We start from the raw sequence: 17,961 nt of genomic DNA, 5'->3' as shown, positions 1-17,961 counted from the left end.
CAGCCACCAGAACAGTAATCCTCCCGAGTATTCGCTACCAATAAGCCCAGGAGCTTCGGTAGTATTAACACAAAGTGTGAACGCTACTTTTATTACCTATCCCTATACCACCTTTTGCATCATCTTAGAAGCAACAAAGCACAGCCTTAACTACATAACATTAATATAATTTAAGTTAGATAATGATGAAATGTCACCGATATCTGTAGCCTATAGAGAGGCTACTCACAAAACGAACAAAAAAACAAATGTATCTGTATATTGAATTTAGCATGAGTATTATCATGTTATCTCAGAGAATAAATTAACAGTGGTGAAAATGCCAATGACAGTGAATAAAACCTCTCTTGAATGGGCTATTGATTTTGTCAATCATCATTCTGATGGAGATCTTTTTCCTAAGAGTATAGAAATTGAGTCTATTGTGAATAACAAGGATGACTTTACATCGATGATTGTCGGCCATAATCTTAATGAATTTCCACCAGGTAGTTGCAGGCGATTCATCGTACCAAAAGATGAGGTATCATATAGGCAAGCGACTCAATTAGATCCGCAAGACTCAATAATTCTTTCTGCATTAGTTTATGAATATGGAAAAGATATTGAAAAGTTAAGATTATCAGATAATGTGGTATTTAGTTATAGATTTAATCCTAACATTAATGATGGCTTATACAGCAACAAGACTGGCTGGAATGATTTTTGGATAAAAGCTGAAAAGTTAGCAAGAGGTTCAACTCATATTTTATATTGCGACATAGCCGATTTTTATAATCAAATATATCATCACACAGTCGAAAACCAATTAATTTCTGCGAATTGGCCAAATCAAGCGATTAAGTGGTTGATATCTCTCTTAGAGTCAACAACTGCTGGAGTTTCTAGAGGCGTTCCTGTAGGTCCGCATCCAATTCACCTTATAGCCGAGGCTACATTAATACCCGTTGATAATAGCTTAAAGAGTGCTGGTTATCAATTTATTAGATATGCAGATGATATATTGATTTTCTGTAAATCAGAAAAGAAAGCAAAGGTTGCCTTATCTAATTTGGCAACCATATTAGATCGCCAACAACGATTAACATTACAGAGACATAAAACAAAAATATTAACCCCAGTTGATTTTTTTCCGATCTGTAGAGAAATGATTGAAGATAGGCCGATAAATAATCATGAGGCAAGTTTACTAAGCATAATTAAAAAATATTCTGGTGGGAACCCATATAAAACTATCTCATACTCAGAAATTTCTACTGAGGATTGGTCTTTAATTTCAAACATTGCCATAGAAAAAATAATCAATGAGTATATTGATGCTATACCAGTAGATTACATCAGATTACGTTGGTTTTATCGTCGAATTGCTCAGATTGGACACCCTGGCGCTATCAATGTATCTTTGGAAAATCTAGAGAAACTTGAGCCATGCTTTGCTAATATATGTTTTTATTTAGGATCAATACAAGCAATAGCACCAAACGAATGGAAGAAGATTGGTACAAAACTATTAAAGCTATATAAAATACCAGAGGTGCAATCAAACGAATATTTTAGATTATTAATCCTTAGCATTTTCAGTAAGAATAAACATATCAATCACTTTTCAAAACTACATGAACTCTACCAAAAATCAGACCCATTTATTAGGCGAGAGATTATTTTGGCAGCAAAAATAAATGAAGCTTATGATTGGGTTAGAGAATTAAGAGAACATTTCCCCTCTATGGATCCGTGGCAACAAAGAGCAATGATATATGCAGTTTCAGGGCTTGCTAAAGATGAGAAAAAATACTTCCTCCAACGAATTTCAGCAAAACGCCCCTTTGAAGTAGTATTATCTAGATGGTCTAAAAGCATTTAACCCCATATCACAACAGCTATGTGCTCATGGCTGTTGTGATAACTGATGAAAAATAAATTACAGACTCTAATTATCTATTTCAATCATTCCCATATCCCTAAAGCGTTCAAGCACAATTAAACTGTGTTTGAGCAATAATGCACTTCTTTTAGGATCGAACCAAGTTCCATTAAATTTACCGCCATGAAATAAATTATTCCTTACTCGTCCTATATGACCAAATAATGCTTGGACATTAACTTCTTCATTATTAACACTTTTCCACACTATCATTCCATTTTCAACTACTTGCGATTTAGGAGGTTCCCTTAAAATATACTCAGCTGATATTTTATCTTCACCTAATAATTCCATAAAGTTTTTCCCTACAATCTTATTGGCATAACGATCCCAATCAACAATAATCTTTCCTCTGATAGACTGGAAAAGACCTTGTTTCTTTAAAAAATATTCGTATTGTGCGAATAATTTAAAAAAATTAAACGCAAGATTATCTATCTCAGTGCTAGTAATTTCACTTTCTATTATTTCTTCCATCATAATCTCCAGATGAGAAAGGTTGTAACACATTATCAAAAACCTATAATTATTGGCTCTTAATCTGTCAAATAGGTAATTAGCTATCATTACCTGTAGTTTTTAGATTGAGTTTTCTTTATAGTGCGAGTGTTGCGGCAAAACCGCAACCGGAATTGGCGTTCCGAATTATCACGAGTGTCGGTAGCGATGTTTGCAGTGCTACTGGCGCGGCCTGCGCTCGCCCCTTCAATGGTGGCTCAGGCAGGGGCTTCGAAAGAAGCGCCGGGTCGTGATAACCGGTACGCCAACCCTGTCTGGGTCATCACCAGTGAGCCTGGCGTCTCCGGTGATGGCGTTAACCTGCTTATCACGAAGCGGAGCACTGCGTATGTATCCTGTCCTGCTGTCCCCCGTCGCATTTGCCTCCGCCGGAGGTATCTATGAAAATAACGGTAGAACAACCCTCGGCCAGAGATCTGGTCGATCGCTCGCGTGTTCTGGTACATGCGATGCTCGATAATCCTGATGAAATAGGCCCGAATTTTGTAATACTGCTTATCCTTGCCGAACAGCTACAGCGGTTGCACGATGCATTTGAAGAGGATGAGGTCCGGCGGCTCAGGGATGAAAAATTACCGCAGTAGTTAGTTTTTCCTACAGCATCAGGGAGGATGCTGTCATGTCTTGGCTTCGATTCCCCCATTTTATCCCCCGCTTTCCTTTCCCTGGCTGGCTCCCCCACTTTCTGTGACAAAAAAGCAGAAAAACCAGTGGTGACGCGGTATTGGATGAAATCCCCCATCTTTCCCGGCTAAATACGAAAATAGTGGGGGACAACGTGACTTTCCGGCATATTTCCCCCACTGTTCAGGCATCCCCCCATTATTCCCCCACATCAGCCAGTCGGATCTCTTCACCATCGAGAACAATCAATTGTTCTCGCAGCAGCTTTTCAAGCCAGCGGGAAAATTTCTTATCCACGTTCATACCCCTGGCACGCAGGTCGTCGCGCAGCAGTGCCCGCGTACAGGACTGGTTCCGACTGATACGCTGATTTATACATTTCCAGAGAGCGGCATGGTTATGCGTCATATAGGGCACACCGGATGTGGCGGGACTGTCATCGTCGTCCGGTCGCCGGGGCACATCATTCAGCACCAGAGATGTCACTGGCTCACCATCATCATCAATACAGATTTCCGCTTCACTAAGGTCGTAGGCGGTAACTTCCGGCATTTCAGCGTCTTTCATTTTGGTACAGCTCAGGGTGATGGCGTTGCGGCGACCTTCACGACGAACATTGAACTCTGCGTCCAGTGCCGCCTGAAAGGCACTGGAGCCACGAGCACCACGGTCCTGATCCTTGCCTGAATGATGAACAATCAGCATGGTGGAATGCGTATGGTAACGAATGGCATCGCAGCCCTGAATAAACCCCCCCATATCCCGCGCGGTATTCTCGTCTGAACTGCCAAAACAACGGGCCAGTGTATCCAGGATAATCAGCCTGACCGGCATCCCTGTCAGTTGCAAAATATCCTGCGCCGCGAGGATGACTTGCTGAACGCTCCCGGGGGTGGCCGGAAATACCGGGCAGTCAACACGAAACAGATTATCGAGCGCCATCTCATCATTTACGCAAAGTTCCCAGGCGCGGATACGACGTGACACGCCGGTTCCTCCTTCTCCGGCAATAAACAGCACTGCGCCCTGACTGACACGTCTGCCACTCCATGGTTTTCCGCTGGCAGCATGACATGCCAGTGAAACAGCCAGAAAGGACTTAAACGAGCCTCCTGGGCCATAAATGCTGCACAGCGCCCCGGCGGGGATCAGTCCTTTCACCAGATAGGCCTGACTGATGTTAAACCCTTCCGAGCCTCTGCGCAGCGGAAGGGAGGTGGTTAGTGCGTGGGTGAGTTCGGACATCACTATAGCCTTTAATTATTGAAGAGTTCCCGGGCAAAAGCATTACGCGAGGCAGCTTTACCGTGGTGTCGGTAAAATTCATCCCAGTCGCTCATTTCATTACCGGGAGGCATCGCCAGCCTGCCATTTACGGCAATGGCCGCAGCCTGCGCATTCAATAGCCCGGTATTATTCTGGCTACGGAAATCATTATCGCCAGCCAGGATAAAGCAACAACCCGGCCACTGTGCCCGGCAGGCCACCGCAACATTTTTCAGGTTATTTGCTGACATTGCCGCGACAACAGGGAAAGGGTGAAGACAGGAGACAGCCAGTGCCGTGGCATACCCTTCCGTAATGATGAGACCTTCCGGCGGTGTGAGGTCCGGCTTCCAGGGCTCGGGAAAACCGTTATCGGTCGCCTGGTGAACCGGGCAAAAACATGCTTTCAGCAGGCTACCGGGCAGCAGGTATTTTTTCCTCCCGGATGAATGAACTGGGCCCCCGTTAGCCGCATGCCAGTATCTCTTAGCGGCAGTACCAGCGTTCCGGCACCAAAGTGAAACCCGCCGATAGTCCGGCTGCTGTGTTCTGTCAGAAGCCACTGGCGGCGCTGCCAGCCACGTTTTGCCAGGTATGGCGCTTCGCCAGGCTGGCAGTGACGCAGCAGGGCTTTTACCCGGGCATCCATGTTTCCGGCCTGCCATTTTTCCCTGGCTGGCGGAACCAGAGGTTCCGGACTCAGCTCCCATATTTTGCGTGCCGCCCGGACCAAGTTACAACCGAAGACCCGGGCTACCAGATCCAGTCCGTCACCTGCGCCGCACTGGTTACAGAACCATGTCCCGCGCCCGTCCAGGTCATCCATCCTGAAGCGATCCTTTCCCCCGCAACAGGGACAGGGGCCGTGACGATGGGCAGGCGGCACAACGATACCCAGTTGCTCATATATCATCGGCCACTGATGGCGGGCACTGGCGGTAATATCCGAAACGTAACGGCTCATTTTGCCCTCCTGTATTTTTTCCTGTCATGGACAGCCGCACGACTCTTTTCAGGCAGGCTGCTATTACTGACCTGCTGTTTGATCCATTCTTCAATGTCGCTTTCCAGCCAGGCGACATGGGTTGAGCCGATACGAATGGCAGCCGGAAATTTCTTCAGGCGCATCTGCTGATAAATCCAGGATTTTTTAAAGCCAGTTTTTTCTTTCACCTGGTGTAAACGTAAAAACCGTTGGCTGTTATTCATCATGTTTCTCCGGATAAGGCTGATGACACGATTTTGTCTTAACGCTTCATTCTGTCTGTTCTCCATATACCCGCTGGATATAGCGGCCACGGCCATCACCATGGCCGAGATCCATGGCGACCATCGCCCAGGCTTCTTTCATGCTGAGTCCCTGCTTCCGGTAGGCTGTCATCGCCTCCTGCGCCCAGGCATAGCGTAGGCTGTGAGGGGCATATGGCCCGGTTAACCCAGCACGGGAGGCGCTTGAGCGCCAGTAATTCATGGCGCTGCGCAGGTCTGGTTTATCTATAAGACGTCCGTGGCGCTGCTCTGCCAGCGGTATGGCCCGGCTCAGAATCTCCCGTAAGCGTTCTGGCTCCAGCGCCAGTGTCTTCCGGGGACGTGAGCCTTTGGTGCCAAACACCACCTGTAGCCGTTCGTCACCGCGATCAAGCGCAGCAGCACAGCTTTTCAGTGACTGGCAGCACTGCACCGCTTCCTGTGAGCGCAGCCCCATCGCGCGGGCCAGCTCCAGAGTGACCGCCAGACCTTCATCCCTGCCGCGAAAATCAGCCAGTGCAGCCTGCCAGCGATCCGGCGTCAGCGCCCGGTGAGTTCCGGCCCGGCTGGCGTTACCCAGGCCAAGCGCTTTGTTGCTGATACGTTCTGAATGCGCGAATTTTTCACGCCCGGCCTGCGCAAGGATGGTGCGCAGCGCCGCCATTTCGTTCTGAAGCGTGCGCGGCGTGATACCTGAATCCAGCCGCGCCTGGATATAACTCTCGATATGCGATGATTTAAGATGCTGGAGATCCTTAATCTGGATATTCAGCCTGTGCAGATGCTGGCTTAAACGTCCGGCAATGCGGATGCGGTCAAGGATGGTTTTAAAACTGCCGCCAGCCAGCAGGGCGAGTTTTTCCATGCGTTGCGTAAGTCTCGGCATAGCATTTCTCCACTCAGTCCTCCGGCGCGCGGTCTGGTCACAGCGTGCTGTGTCGAAAGATACCGGTGCGCCGGAAGATGCGCGGATGAGGTATGACGGGGTACGGTGATGCACGAATGCAGCCGCCTGCCAGAGCAGGTAAATCCCCACAGGCACGATAGCCTGTCCTCCGGTATCGGTTCGGTAAAGCGGTTTTCTCCTCTGTTTTTGGGTTGAGATTCTGACAGCCGCTTTAGGTGTCAGTCGGATTGTTGCAGTGATTTTGCAGACAGGTACTGGGCTGAAGCGGTGTTGCGCACTGGCGTCACTTTCACCCGCTTACGCGTATTAAAGTGACGCCGCGTTTTACCTCTCCGGCAGGAATCCGGACGCAAAGCCTTCGGCAATGCCGTCCTGATTTCCTGCCTGCCCTCTGTCTGGTCGTTGTGCCTGCAACAGCTCAACGATAAAAGGATGTGGTTGCCTGTATCAAAGACAGACAGTCAGTTTCAGACCACGCTACTTCAGTATTGACCTGCGGGAGTGATCGCCATCAGCGCTTCTTTCAGATCATCGCTCATCCTGGAACGGGAAGCTTTCGGGCGCAGCATCGCTGCCATGTGTTGCGAACAGGCTAGATCAGGAGAAAAGAAAAAGATGCAGGAAACTGTATTTGGGATTTGAAGAATTTATTTATTAATAAAATCAGTGAATAACAGAGGTGTGATTATGACACCATTTCCATAATCGGCAGGAATGTTTGTTGATGCCTGGATATCACCAAAATAAGAAATCGACGGCTGGAGAAGGATGAAAAAACCTTCGGATCAAGCAACCATCAAGCAAATTGCAGAACGGGAAAGGTTCTATCTTTTTGTTTTCAATAATGAAAATATAAATCACGCTTACAACCAGGGGCCAGAATCAAGCAACCATCAAGCAAATCCCCAACTACGCCCAGAATGGGATGTAGCGCATTGCCTTGGTTCCTACTGATGAATCGTATTGTTTGATACGACCTTCTTTCATTGCTTCCTTGATGATACGGCTAATCATTGCGCTGTTTTTTTCATCAACACCAAATCTTTCCCGCAGCGTGGTGTTGTTCATCGGAACCTTTTCAAGGTACTTCAATACACAATGAAGGTAAGTCGCTCTGACTTTTTCCTCATTATCCATATCCTTAAAATCGCGATGAGCAAACAAAGTGACTTTCGTATGCTCCTGATAAACTTCAAACTGAGGGGCTGGAAGCTGATAAATCTCAGTTTCAATAACAACTTTATCGATACCGCTTCCTCGTTCTTCACAGATGCCCATCCTGCGCATGAGAGAGGCTATTCTTTCATTACGGCTACGCGGGGGAGAATCAAGAAGGCGATCAATCGCCACTAAGGGTATACCAGGGTTTGAAATTTCCATGCGGTCGGCGAACAACTCAAGCATTGGCCCCGTCCCGCCAATGTTGAAATCCTGGTGAATCAGCGAGTTGGCAACCACTTCTCGTATAGACAGCTCCGGATACATTCTTACTTCGCTGCGAAAAGCCTTCCCAATCACCTCATTTGATGGCAAAAGGTTATTAATATAATCAATCAAGCCTTCAAAACCGACGGCATAACCCTTATGGCCTTGTAGTTCCTTTACCGTTTTAAAACGATTATTTGCATCGTACTGGATTAAACGAATAGCTTTACGGGACAAATTTTTAAAGGTATCTAATTCTCGTGCAAAAAGTATTGCACCAAGATTGGTAATATCCCAGGACCCTGCATCATTTCTCTCAACAACAAAATCCTTTGCGAGGTAATCCATTATAGAATCTTTGTTTTCTGGTAACGGTTGAGATAAGAGCGAGAAGAACGATGGGTAGTCGATTAACTGCAACACCTCATCAATAGAGCACTTGTCCCGTGCTACGCGGTATTCCCAGGGTTTCCGATCAAAGACACGCCAGAGGGCACGCTCTTTTTCTGGATGTTTACCCAGCGGTTTTTTATAAGAGCCAATACGAATAAATTCTGTTCCCGAAAAACGCACAGGGGTATGGCAATTTGCATTTATCTCCAGAATGACAACAGCATCGTTCTCAGGTGACAAGAATTCATGAAATGTAAAATCAATCTTTGGTTCCAGGCCCTGCAACAGCCAGCTTTCCAGCTCCTGCTGTTTGTGCTTAGCGAGAGAGGGGTTGAAATCCGTACCGATTATAGAATGAGTCTCATCATCGCCAAAATCCTTCCATAGCAGTCCATACCCGTCCATTTATAATTACAAAAACAAGAAGTTAAAATAATTATCGTCCATATGTGACCATAGTCGGTTTCTGAAATCCGCTTAAAAAATGTTTAGGAATCTGTATAGGATTTGGTGGCTAACACAAGGCTATACATATGGCACTCACAAATCTTGAGATAAAGCGGGCTCAGCCAAAAGAAAAAGCATATTCGCTAAGCGATGGTTTGGGCCTGGCGCTGCTGATTGAACCCAACGGGACCAAGGGTTGGCGCTTTCGCTATCGTTTTGATAACAAAGCCCGCTTGATGTCCTTCGGCTCTTATCCACTAATCACCCTCTCCGAAGCCAGAGAAGCGCGCGACAAGAACCATGCTCGCAGACTGACCGCTATGCTGATGTTGCACCGGGGCGAGCGTGTCAGCGACGTTGCCAGAACACTCTGCTGCGCCCGTTCCTCTGTCGGGCACTGGATTAACTGGTTCACACTGTCGGGTGTTGAAGGACTGAAATCATTACCTGCCGGACGTGCCCGTCGCTGGCCTTTTGAGCCTATCTGCACGTTATTACGTGAGCTGGTAAAACATGCTCCCGGCGATTTTGGTTACCAACGTTCACGCTGGAGTACAGAACTTCTGGCAATAAAAATCAATGAGATAACCGGCTGTCAGTTACATGCCGTAACCGTTCGCCGCTGGCTGCCGTCTGCGGGGCTTATGTGGCGAAGGGCCGCGCCAACGCTGCGGATCCGCGACCCGCATAAAGATGAAAAGATGGCGGCAATCCATAAAGCACTGGACGAATGCAGCGCAGAGCATCCGGTATTTTACGAAGATGAAGTGGATATCCACCTTAATCCCAAAATCGGTACGGACTGGCAGGTACGCGAACAACAAAAACGCGTGGTAACGCCGGGGCAGAACGAAAAATACTATCTGGCCGGAGCGCTGCACAGCGGAACGGGCAAAGTCAGCTACGTGGGCGGCAACAGCAAAAGTTCGGCGTTGTTCATCAGCCTGCTGAAGCGGCTTAAAGCGACGTACCGACGGGCAAAACGATAACGCTCATCGTGGAAAACGACATTATCCACAAAAGTCGGGAAACACAGCGCTGGGTCAGATTTCAGCGCCCGGTCAAGCGTGGCGATCTCCCGGACTGTATCATCCTTCTTCGGCCACTGATCGCTAACGTCTGGAGACCTGGCGCTGAATATAGTCTTATTTTCCGGTGCGTTGTCGTAAAAAGGCTGCCAGGTAAGAGTGTCCTGGCACGCCAATAATACACTACGAAGAAAGCACAATCTTCACTGTTTCACCCACACCAGCTGGTCGACCTTAAAGCCCAGGCTGCGCGCCGTATTCAGGTAATCCTGTTTTACCGCATCGGGGATGGTTGGCGTGCGTGCCAAAAGCCACAGGTAGTCGCGATTCGGGCCACTCACCAGCGCATACTGGTAATTCTCGTCCAGCTTGATGACGTTATAACCGCCGTAAAACGGCCCGAAGAACGACACCTTCAGCGCAGCAGTCGTTGGTTCACCGGTGAAGTACGCTTTACCTTCGCTCTCGTTCCACTTTTTCTTCACCGGGTCATAACCACGGTTAAGCACGCTAACGCCGCCGTCGCTTCGCTCGCCGTACGTCGCGGTCACCTGCTCCATCCCGCGTTCAAAGCGGTTTTCAAGGCGGGCGATTTCATACCATTTGCCCAGATAGCGGCTGGCATCAAAGCCGGAAATGGGCTGCACGCCAGGTGGCGGCGTGGGGGATTTACAGGCAACCAAAGTCAGGGCAATGGCAATACCGGTCACAACAGGCCATAGTTTCATGAGAATTCCTTTCATTTTCGCGGTTAGACGTTAAGTGTAGTGCAGCACGGTAGCGCTTCATCACCTTGTGAAAAATTCGTAGTATATTGAGATTATTCCTCCTCTCTGGACACGGACATGGCTTACTCCATCGGCGAATTCGCCAGACTCAGCGGGATCACTGCCACCACGCTGCGCGCGTGGCAGCGTCGCTATGGTTTACTCAAGCCGCAGCGTACGGAAGGCGGCCATCGGCAGTACAACGAAGAGGACGTTCAGCAAGCGCTTAAAATCCTCGACTGGGTGAAAAAAGGCGTCCCCATCGGCCAGGTAAAACCTCTGCTGGAGCGCCCCACACCTCGTTACACCAACAACTGGAGCGCCCTGCAACAGGCCATGCTGCAACGCCTGCAGGAGGGTAAAATCGAGGCCCTGCGTCAGATGATTTACGACGCCGGACGCGAATACCCGCGGCCAGAATTGGTGGCAAATGTGTTACGCCCGTTACGTAGCCAGATGTCGGCCAACGTTCCCGCCTCCCTGACCCTACGTGAAATCATTGACGGCATCATCATCGCCTATACCTCATTTTGCCTCGAGGGCGATAAAAAAGCGCCGGGCGATAACGTCCTGCTCTGCGGCTGGCATCTGAACGACCCGGGCGAGATCTGGCTCGAAGCCCTGACGCGCACCGGGCAGGGCCACCGCATTGATATTCTCCCCACCCCTCCTGCCGCCCTGGCGCCTGAAATTTTCCCCGATCGGAAATGGCTTTTGGTCACCAGCGGTAGACTCACCGCCGCGCGCAAAAAACAGGTCGAGCAGTGGCAGCAGCGGGTTTCCCTTGAACTGATTATCCTATGATTATTTTCTGCTGAGGGAGTTGTCACGAAAAGTTGAATATTTTCCCGCTCCGCAGATGCTAACGTTTTCCTGTAACTGACAACTCCACAGGAAAAGACAATGAAAAAAACGCTCCCTCTGCTGATGCTGGCCACTATGGCCTTTGCCCCTGCCGCCTTTAGCGCTCCTGCTGGCACGCTCAGCGTGCATATTCTCGACCAGCAAACCGGCACGCCGCCGCCGGGGGTCACCGTTACCCTTGAAAAGCAGCAACAGGATAAATGGATGCCGCTTGCCAGCGGTAAAACCGACCAGGACGGACGCATTAAATCGCTGTATCCCACCGATCGGGATATGCAGCCAGGCGTCTACAAAGTGACCTTTAAAACGGCTGACTATTTCCACGGTAAGAAACTGGAATCGTTCTTCCCGGAGATCCCGGTGTTATTTACCGTAACCCGCACCAACGAAAAGCTGCACATTCCGCTGCTGCTTAGCCAGTACGGTTATTCAACGTATAAAGGCAGTTGATGTACGTTAATTTTAAAGGATAACAAAAAAAACTCCGCCAATACTTGGACAAATAATGCATGCTGTGTAATTTTTAAGTATGCACTCTGGAGGTACACACCATGACAACAAAACCGGTATTGGGTATTAGCGGATGTTTGACCGGTTCCGCCGTCCGCTTTGATGGCGGGCATAAGCGTATGGGTTTTGTCATGGATGAACTGGCCCAGTGGGTGAGCTTCAGGCCAGTATGCCCTGAAATGGCTATCGGCCTGCCGACGCCTCGTCCGGCTTTACGTTTGATCCCCACCGTTGAGGGGGAAACTCAGCTGCGCTATAGCAAGCCGCCGCACGATGATCTCACGCAGAAAATGGCCGCGTTTACAGCAGAATATTTGCCAAAAGTCGGTTCTCTGGCGGGGTTTATTGTGTGCGCGAAATCCCCGAGCTGCGGCATGGAACGCGTGCGGCTTTATGATGAAAACGGTAACCGGGGCCGCAAGGAGGGTGTCGGGCTGTTCACCGCCGCGCTCCTTGAATCCTGGCCGTGGCTACCCGTGGAGGAAGACGGGCGCCTGCACGACCCGGTATTGCGGGAAAATTTTATCGAGCGCGTATTTGCGCTTCATGAACTCAATACGCTGCGCGCCAATGGACTGACGCGCCGCGCGCTGCTGGACTTTCACAGCCGCTACAAACTGCAGCTGCTGGCCCACCACCAGGCGGGCTACCGTGAGATCGGACCGTTCGTGGCATCGCTGCACGAATGGGAGGATCTGGAGGCGTTCTTCGTCGCCTACCGTGAAAAACTGATGACCATCCTGAAACAACCCGCCTCACGCAAAAACCACACCAACGTGTTGATGCATGTGCAGGGCTATTTCCGTAAGCAGTTAACCAGTCGCCAGCGCGGTGAGCTACGTGATGTGATCTTACACTACCGCGACGGGCTGCTGCCCATTCTGGCACCGCTGACGTTACTCAAACACTATATGGCTGAATACCCGGATCAGTACCTGATGACGCAAAACTATTTTGACCCTTACCCTGACGATCTGGGTTTGCGCCTGGCCGTATCCTGAAGAAAGTATGCGAAGGGCCCAGCAATGAAAGAGGCCCGAAGCTGTACCCCGTTTAGACGACACCCTCACTGTCGTCTTTTTTTTGCTCTTCACAAAAAACACTGTGCATTCACGGGTCTCCCTGATCATGGTGGCTAAAATATTTATGTGTCAGGTAATACAGATAACAAAGTGGTGAGTAAACATAGCCACAACAATCTGCGATCTTTTGTGAAACCTAATCTCCATGGTGCTACAAGTATCTTGGGTGCTGATTTACGATTGGCAATATCCCAACTTACTGAATACCGTTAATCATGGAGGTAGCGTTATGTTCTCCCTTCTTAAATCACGCAAAACGTTATTGATGGCAACTATTTTGCTCCTGTCTTCTGCCACCCAGCCAGCATTCGCTTTTGCATGCACGTCGAAGCCGGGTAATACCCCTGCGGAGTGTGCTAAACTTTGCGCATGGACGGCAGTCGGCGGGCCTCTGGCCTATGCCCTGTGCTATTAATGCATGAAAAGTGATTAACCTGAGCCTTCCCGCTTAATGTGATGAAGGCTCGTTCAGAACCCCATGACGCTTATGGCTGCCGTACAGCCACAGATAGCGTGAGCGATGTGCACTTTTTCGGACCTGCAACGGAGGGTTTTCATCTTTGACTGCCGGGTTTTATCCACCACGGCACAGAGCATTTTCGCGACATGGAAGTGATCGGAGGCAATTTTTTCTACCGCATTGGGTAAGTGGATCCGGGTCGCGCTGATATAGGCTGGGTTTATATCCATCGACAGGGCTTTGATGGATTCAATCTGACGGTCACCTAGGTTTCGGAGATAACCGGCAAGACTCTCAACACCACGATCATCCCTGAGTTCAAGCGCTTGTCCCTGCATATCTGAGATAACGGTGACATGCTGATAGCCCTTTTTGAAACTCACCTCATCCACACAGAGGTAACGAGCAGACTGAGGTAATCGGCGACGAGCCAGTCCTTGCTTTACCGCACGCTGCATGATGTTATCGACGGCATTCCAGCTGAGCTTCAGTTGTTTTCTGACAGCATCAACGGTGCTAATTTTCAGCCACGAGAGCACGAAGGATTCGAACAACAGTGTGTAACGACTGCCTGGCCCGGCCCACGGAACTGGCAGCGTCATACGACCATGCTCCGGACACATAAGGCGGGGAACATCAGCTTCGACTATCGTTGAAAACTGACAGGTATCGAGATGGCGCCATTTACGATGACGGTAACAGAACCGGTACTTTCATCAAGGGAAAGGGATTTAACCTGCCACGGAGCAGTCAAGTTAAGGATGTGGGCATAGAGAAATTTCTCATCCATGGCTGTGCTCTCAGGTGATTAAACATACCGTTATCATGCCTTCAGCCACCACAACAAGGGAAGACCCGCATTCGCACAGCAAACCGGGTCAACTTTTTGAACCCGTCTGCCCTGCCAGACCGCGTACCAGCCCAGCACCGCCCCTCCGTTAAAGATGGTCTCCGCCGCTTTAGCCACTTCAGACGACTGATAAGATTCAATAAATTCCTTCACGTTCTTCGCATCTTTATTGTCTTCACGCGTCACCACGATGTTGACGTACGGCAAGTTTTTGTCTTCGATAAAAACGCTATCGCGCACTAGTGTAAGCCCGGTTTGCTGCAGAGTAAGTGGTGCTGATGATGGCAACATCCACTTCCGGGTCATCCCGCACGCGCGGCAACTGCGCGCCTTCGAGTTCCAAAATCTTCAGTTTCTTCGGATTTGCGCTAATATCCAGTGCCGTCGGCAGCAGCCCAACGTCCGGAACAGTGACAAGCGAGACGTTTCAATTTCAGAAAGTGACTCGCAATAATTAACACAGCCGCTGACCTCACTCAGGTTTCTTGCGCAGTGGCGCTTCACGTAAAAACCACGACAGCACGAACGCCAGCACCATTATGCCCGTTGCCAGCAGGAACACGGCATGGATAGCCGAGCCGAATGCAGCGAGATAATTCAGCTTCAGGGCATCCGGTAGATGATGAATAGCGGTCGGGTTCAGCGCGCGCGGCAGTTCCGCCCCTTCAGGCAATCTTTCCACCAGCCCGGATTGCAGAACATAGGTAAACACCGCACCGAACAGCGCGACGCCAATTGCCCCGCCGATGGAACGGAACAGGGTAATCCCCGAGGTTGCCACGCCGTATTGATCCGCCGACACGCTGTTTTGCACCGCCAGCACCAGGACCTGCATAACCAGACCCAGCCCCATTCCCAGTACACTGGTGAACAGATACAGCTGCCAGGCGGGTGAATCGATTGAGATGTACGTCAGTAAAAACATCCCCACCACTCCAAGCAGGGTGCCCAAAATAGGGAACAGACGATATTTTCCGGTATGGCTAATGATGCGCCCACTGATAATCGAGGTCAGCAACAGCCCACCCATCAGCGGGATCAGCTGCAACCCGGCCTGGGTCGGCGTGGCCTCTTTCACCACCTGCAGATAGAGCGGCAGAAAGGTCACCGAGCCAAACAGCGACATACCGATGATAAAACCAATCAAGCTACAGAGCAGGAAGCTGCGGTCGCGGAACAGCGACAGCGGGATTATCGGCTCCCACGCCAGCCGTTCTTCATAGATGAACCCGGCGATCCCCGTCAGGCCGAAAGCCAAAATGCACCACAGCTGCGGGTCGCTCCACTGGCGGACGGTTCCACCTTCAGTGGTAAACAGAATGATACACAGCAGCGCCATGCTGAGGTAAATCGCCCCGAGATAGTCAATCTCATGCTTGCTGCGTCGGGCGCTGCCCTGAAATACCGCGCCAATGACCAGCAGGGCAAACAGCCCCAGCGGCAGGTTGATGTAGAAAATCCAGCGCCAGGAGGCATGCTGAACGATAAACCCACCCATTAGCGGCCCAATCACCGTCGCCAGACCAAACACGCCGCCGAACAGCCCCTGATAGCGACCGCGGTCCGCAGGCGGGATCACGTCCGCGACCGCGGCCATGCTGATCACCATCAAACCACCGCCGCCTAACCCCTGCAGAGCGCGCATTAGCACCAGTTGGGTCATGTTTTGCGCCAGCCCGCACAGCGCAGACCCCACCAGAAAGAGCACAATGGCAATCTGTAACACGATTTTACGGCCAAACAGATCGCCAAATTTGCCGTACAGCGGCACCACGATGGTCGAACTGAGAATATACGCCGTCACCACCCAGGAGAGTTTATCCAGTCCCCCCAGCTCGCCGACAATGGTGGGCAGCGCGGTGGAGACAATGGTCTGATCCAGCGCCGAGAGCAGCATTACCAGCAGCAGGGCGCTGAACAGCAACTTAATCGACGGTGCTTTTTTATCAGTTCGAGTCATAACGTCGGATTCCATAAGTCATCACTTGAAATTAATTAATTAGATAATTAATATTTAATGAAGTGATGAATAAGATCAAGAGACCGCATAGCCATGTCAGCACAAAAGGATAATTCTGAACAGCGCCGCCCGGGGCGCCCACGCGGCGGTAAGCGCGCTACCGCCAGCCGCGAACAACTGCTGGATATCGCCCTGAACCTCTTTTCTCGTCAGGGGATCGCCAATACCTCGCTCAACACGATTGCCAAAGCGGCGGGCGTTACGCCTGCAATGCTGCATTACTACTTTAATTCCAGAGAGCAACTGCTGGACGCGATGATCGAGGAGCGTTTCCTGCCGTTACGCAGCAGGATCGTTAACCTGTTCACCGCTAACCCGGGATCCCCGGTTAACGCCCTTAGCGAAATGGTCAACGTACTGGCCGAACTGGCCGAAGAGTATCACTGGTTTGCGCCACTGTGGATGCAGGAGGTGATTGGCGAAATGCCGGTTCTGCGCACCCATCTGCAGGCGCGGTTTGGCGACGAAAAATATCAGGCGATGCTCGCCACCGTCAAAGGCTGGCAGCAAAACGGAAAACTTAATCCTGCACTGGCCCCCGAACTGCTGTTCTCCACCCTGCTGAGCCTGGTGTTGGTACCGTTCTCGCGCATGCGCAATGACGAAAGGCTCAACACTCTCACGCCGGACATTATTGTGCGCCACGTGCTGGCCGTGATCGGCAATGGAATTGGCAACTAATGCGTTTTGCTCAGGGTATGTCGCGGCATGCCCTGCTGCGAATAATCCTGCCAGAATAACGGCAAGCGATAGTGTTCTCCTTATTTTCAGCGCATTCTGTATATCTCCAGGCTTAACCTTCATAAAAATTCCTAATTTCCTCCATTGTTTAAATCAGGAAATATTCATTCAATAAGTAAATAAAAAAACACTTTCCAATACGCGCCTAAAACGTATAATGAGAACGATCATTCTCATTATACGGTAGCCGACGATGAGCTCAAAGCTGGAAGAACGACAAAAACTGCGTCAGGACGAGATAATCACCGCCGCGCGCCGCTGCTTTCGCGCCAGCGGTTTTCACGCGGCCAGCATGGCGCAAATCGCCAGCGAGGCCCAGCTCAGCGTCGGGCAAATTTACCGTTATTTCAATAACAAAGACGCAATTATCGAAGAGATGATCCGTCGTATCATCGACTCACGCATCAAGGAGATGCAGGGCAAAACGCTGGTGGAAGGAATGCCGCAGGCGCTCGCCTGGCGACAGACGCTCAACGAAGATGACGATGCGCTGATGCTTGAGATGTCCGCAGAGGCTACGCGTAATCCGCAGGTCGCGGCCATGCTGAACGAAGCTGAATCCCGCATGTTTGCCAACGCTTACGCACATCTTAAAAAGCAGTTTCCCCACCTGAGCGATGAGCATATTCGCTGCTGCGTGGAGATAACCGCCGTAATGATTGAGGGGACGATTTACCGTCGATTAACCCCCTTAAAAGTACCATCAGAACAATTACAGCCCATTTATCAGGATATTTTAAATATGCTTTTCACTGCGAAGTAGTCGTATGTGAATAATTAAACGCGTTACGTAATTTTCCGTTTCAGCATTTCTGGCGCCGCCAGAGATGCGGTATCGCTGTGCCTTTCAATAGCCCTCCTCCCTGTTAAGCGATTAACAGGGCAG

At 50.0% G+C, this 17,961-nt stretch carries 17 protein-coding genes and 3 pseudogenes; 9 read left to right on the top strand and 11 right to left on the bottom strand.

Annotated elements, in window-relative coordinates; genetic code table 11:
- The first annotated feature begins 325 nt into the window (after window positions 1–325).
- Window positions 326–1,864 (top strand): RNA-directed DNA polymerase, encoded by a 1,539-nt coding sequence (locus NL510_RS00905; RefSeq protein ID WP_253380842.1) that lies wholly within the window; start codon window positions 326–328, stop codon window positions 1,862–1,864.
- A gap of 66 nt (window positions 1,865–1,930) precedes the next feature.
- On the opposite strand, the gene NL510_RS00900 is transcribed toward NL510_RS00905, so the two are convergent.
- The gene (locus NL510_RS00900) at window positions 1,931–2,404 is read right to left on the bottom strand and encodes a hypothetical protein (protein ID WP_253380840.1); all 474 of its coding nucleotides are present in this window, start codon (window positions 2,402–2,404) and stop codon (window positions 1,931–1,933) included.
- Window positions 2,405–2,590: 186 nt separating this feature from the next.
- On the opposite strand from NL510_RS00900, the gene NL510_RS00895 reads away from it, so the two are divergent.
- Together NL510_RS00895 and NL510_RS00890 are read left to right on the top strand one after the other, a co-directional pair.
- Complete coding sequence (locus NL510_RS00895; RefSeq protein ID WP_224421846.1) at window positions 2,591–2,827, top strand: ash family protein; 237 nt, start codon at window positions 2,591–2,593, stop codon at window positions 2,825–2,827.
- The gene (locus NL510_RS00890; protein ID WP_079968719.1) at window positions 2,824–3,027 is read left to right on the top strand and encodes a hypothetical protein; all 204 of its coding nucleotides are present in this window, start codon (window positions 2,824–2,826) and stop codon (window positions 3,025–3,027) included. Before NL510_RS00895 ends, NL510_RS00890 begins: the two co-directional genes overlap by 4 nt.
- A gap of 238 nt (window positions 3,028–3,265) precedes the next feature.
- Here the strand turns inward: NL510_RS00890 and NL510_RS00885 are convergent, their stop codons facing one another.
- The 6 genes from NL510_RS00885 to NL510_RS00860 all read right to left on the bottom strand — a co-directional run bounded on the left by NL510_RS00885 (window position 3,266) and on the right by NL510_RS00860 (window position 8,711).
- Entirely contained in the window at window positions 3,266–4,312 is a 1,047-nt protein-coding gene (locus tag NL510_RS00885) for a helicase RepA family protein (RefSeq protein WP_253380838.1), read from the bottom strand.
- A gap of 11 nt (window positions 4,313–4,323) precedes the next feature.
- Complete coding sequence (locus NL510_RS00880) at window positions 4,324–4,626, bottom strand: primase/helicase family protein (RefSeq protein ID WP_253384694.1); 303 nt, start codon at window positions 4,624–4,626, stop codon at window positions 4,324–4,326.
- A gap of 113 nt (window positions 4,627–4,739) precedes the next feature.
- The gene (locus NL510_RS00875; RefSeq protein ID WP_253380836.1) at window positions 4,740–5,297 is read right to left on the bottom strand and encodes a primase-helicase zinc-binding domain-containing protein; all 558 of its coding nucleotides are present in this window, start codon (window positions 5,295–5,297) and stop codon (window positions 4,740–4,742) included.
- Window positions 5,294–5,608, bottom strand: a complete 315-nt coding sequence (locus tag NL510_RS00870) for a helix-turn-helix transcriptional regulator (RefSeq protein ID WP_006687662.1) — start codon at window positions 5,606–5,608, stop codon at window positions 5,294–5,296. Before NL510_RS00870 ends, NL510_RS00875 begins: the two co-directional genes overlap by 4 nt.
- Window positions 5,589–6,467, bottom strand: coding sequence for an integrase domain-containing protein (locus tag NL510_RS00865; RefSeq protein ID WP_253380834.1), 879 nt, complete (start codon window positions 6,465–6,467; stop codon window positions 5,589–5,591). Before NL510_RS00865 ends, NL510_RS00870 begins: the two co-directional genes overlap by 20 nt.
- A 930-nt stretch (window positions 6,468–7,397) precedes the next feature.
- Window positions 7,398–8,711 (bottom strand): ATP-binding protein, encoded by a 1,314-nt coding sequence (locus tag NL510_RS00860; RefSeq protein WP_253380832.1) that lies wholly within the window; start codon window positions 8,709–8,711, stop codon window positions 7,398–7,400.
- 128 nt (window positions 8,712–8,839) lie between these two features.
- Between NL510_RS00860 and NL510_RS00855 the strand changes: the two are divergent.
- Window positions 8,840–9,801: pseudogene (locus tag NL510_RS00855) on the top strand (IS630 family transposase); the annotation flags it as partial.
- 183 nt (window positions 9,802–9,984) lie between these two features.
- Here NL510_RS00855 and NL510_RS00850 read toward each other — a convergent pair.
- Window positions 9,985–10,509 carry a lipocalin family protein gene (locus NL510_RS00850; RefSeq protein ID WP_253380830.1) on the bottom strand — a complete coding sequence of 175 codons (525 nt, stop codon included), beginning with the start codon at window positions 10,507–10,509 and terminating at the stop codon, window positions 9,985–9,987.
- A gap of 117 nt (window positions 10,510–10,626) precedes the next feature.
- On the opposite strand from NL510_RS00850, the gene NL510_RS00845 reads away from it, so the two are divergent.
- The 3 genes from NL510_RS00845 (at window position 10,627) to NL510_RS00835 (ending at window position 12,923) form a co-directional block, all read left to right on the top strand.
- A complete protein-coding gene (locus tag NL510_RS00845) occupies window positions 10,627–11,352 on the top strand; it encodes a MerR family transcriptional regulator (protein ID WP_253380828.1) in 726 nt (241 codons plus the stop codon).
- A 99-nt stretch (window positions 11,353–11,451) separates the two neighbouring features.
- Window positions 11,452–11,862 carry a hydroxyisourate hydrolase gene (gene uraH, locus NL510_RS00840; protein ID WP_253380826.1) on the top strand — a complete coding sequence of 137 codons (411 nt, stop codon included), beginning with the start codon at window positions 11,452–11,454 and terminating at the stop codon, window positions 11,860–11,862.
- Window positions 11,863–11,963: 101 nt separating this feature from the next.
- On the top strand, window positions 11,964–12,923 hold the full coding sequence (locus tag NL510_RS00835; protein ID WP_253380824.1) for a YbgA family protein: 960 nt from the start codon (window positions 11,964–11,966) through the stop codon (window positions 12,921–12,923).
- 577 nt (window positions 12,924–13,500) lie between these two features.
- Here NL510_RS00835 and NL510_RS00830 read toward each other — a convergent pair.
- The 3 genes and pseudogenes from NL510_RS00830 to NL510_RS00820 all read right to left on the bottom strand — a co-directional run.
- A pseudogene (locus tag NL510_RS00830) lies at window positions 13,501–14,254 on the bottom strand (transposase); the annotation flags it as partial.
- Between the two features lie 126 nt (window positions 14,255–14,380).
- Window positions 14,381–14,711: pseudogene (locus NL510_RS00825) on the bottom strand (MetQ/NlpA family ABC transporter substrate-binding protein); the annotation flags it as partial.
- A 75-nt stretch (window positions 14,712–14,786) separates the two neighbouring features.
- On the bottom strand, window positions 14,787–16,289 hold the full coding sequence (locus NL510_RS00820) for an MDR family MFS transporter (RefSeq protein ID WP_436298786.1): 1,503 nt from the start codon (window positions 16,287–16,289) through the stop codon (window positions 14,787–14,789).
- Window positions 16,290–16,367: 78 nt separating this feature from the next.
- Between NL510_RS00820 and NL510_RS00815 the strand changes: the two genes are divergently transcribed.
- Window positions 16,368–17,015 (top strand): TetR/AcrR family transcriptional regulator, encoded by a 648-nt coding sequence (locus tag NL510_RS00815; RefSeq protein ID WP_253380821.1) that lies wholly within the window; start codon window positions 16,368–16,370, stop codon window positions 17,013–17,015.
- 253 nt (window positions 17,016–17,268) lie between these two features.
- A complete protein-coding gene (locus tag NL510_RS00810) occupies window positions 17,269–17,838 on the top strand; it encodes a TetR/AcrR family transcriptional regulator (RefSeq protein ID WP_253380819.1) in 570 nt (189 codons plus the stop codon).
- Window positions 17,839–17,961: the final 123 nt, after the last annotated feature.

Origin of the sequence: unidentified bacterial endosymbiont, from assembly GCF_918797525.1 — a bacterium.
Classification (GTDB): Bacteria; Pseudomonadota; Gammaproteobacteria; order Enterobacterales; family Enterobacteriaceae; genus Enterobacter.
The sequence above is the reverse complement of the archived record's forward strand: the minus strand, read 5'-3'. Positions and strand labels throughout refer to the sequence as shown.